Source organism: Rhodococcus sp. EPR-134 (assembly GCF_001647205.1).
Taxonomy (GTDB): Bacteria; Actinomycetota; Actinomycetes; order Mycobacteriales; family Mycobacteriaceae; genus Rhodococcus_F; species Rhodococcus_F qingshengii.
The window spans coordinates 1-1,276 of record NZ_LVCT01000200.1; the positions used below are offsets into that span (position 1 = coordinate 1).

Sequence of the window (1,276 nt, forward strand, 5' to 3'; positions counted from 1 at the left end):
CGTCGAACACCGATGCACCGCGACCTGCGACCGGAGTCCCGATCACTACGTCGTCCGCTGTAGTGAGCCGTGCCAGCAATACCGCCAGAGCCGCATGCATCACCATGAACAGAGACGAACCGTTCTGGTGTGCGAGTTCGTTCAAAGCTCGATGGATCTCGGGCGAGAAGTCCATCGAAACCACCGCGCCCTCGGCAGACCGTTTCGAGGTTCGTGGTCTATCGAGAGGGAGCGGCAAGACGTCCGGAATACCCGACAGCTTCGCTGTCCAATAATCGAATTCGGCGGAGGGCGAAGTTTCCGGACCAACGTCTGCGTCGACGATCTCACGCTGCCAGAGGGTGTAGTCGGCGTACTGAATCGGCAGCGGCACCCAGTCCGGGCTCCGACCTTGCGTGCGCGCGGTATATGCACTCATCAGGTCGCGTGCCAGTGGTGCCATCGAGAAGCCGTCTGCGGCGATGTGGTGAACAACGATCGCGAGTACATGCTGCTCCGGTCCGGTTCGGAGTAACCTCACGTGCAGCGGGAACTCTTCGGACACATCGAATCCGATGTCGAAGAACGCGTGCAAGTCCGTGAAAAGCCCCTCGCCGGGAATCGGCACGGGATGGATTCGAGGAGCAGCGACCGCGGGTTCGGCGATCACCTGGTAGGGCCCGTCTGCGGACGCAGGAAAGATCGTTCGAAGAGATTCGTGCCGTTCCACCACATCACCCAGCGCGGCTTGGAGCGCACCCGAATCCAGGAACCCGTCCAGTTGTAGTGCGACGGGGATGTTGTAGAGCGGAGACGACGTGTCGAACTGGTTGACGAACCACATCCGCGATTGCGCGAACGACAGCGGAATACGTTCTGGCCGTGCCCTACTCGTGAGGGGCACACGAGTAGCTTCCTCGGGTCCAGGCTCGCCCGGCGCGGAGTCGATTGGATCTATCGAGGCCGCCAGGTCCGCGACCACGGGGGCGTCGAACAGTGCATTGACCCCCATATTGGTGTGCAATGCGGCGTTGATGCGGGCGATGACTCGAGTGGCGCTGAGGGAATCCCCGCCGAGTTCGAAGAAACTGTCGTCGGCACCCACCTGGTCGAGACCGAGAACGTCGGCAACAGCACGGGCGATTCCGATTTCGGCAGGAGTGGCAGGAATCCGATATGCAGCGCTCGCAAAATCGGTGTCCGGGAGGGCTTTACGGTCCAACTTCCCATGCACCGTCACCGGAAACTCCCCCAACACCACCACCACCGACGGCACCATGAACCCCGGAAGAGACCT

The 1,276-nt window shown here is 61.6% G+C and carries 1 protein-coding gene; it reads right to left on the reverse strand.

What is annotated here, in order from left to right:
- A partial coding sequence (locus A2J01_RS09190; protein ID WP_231915749.1) for a condensation domain-containing protein occupies positions 1-1,276 on the reverse strand: 1,276 nt, incomplete at both ends.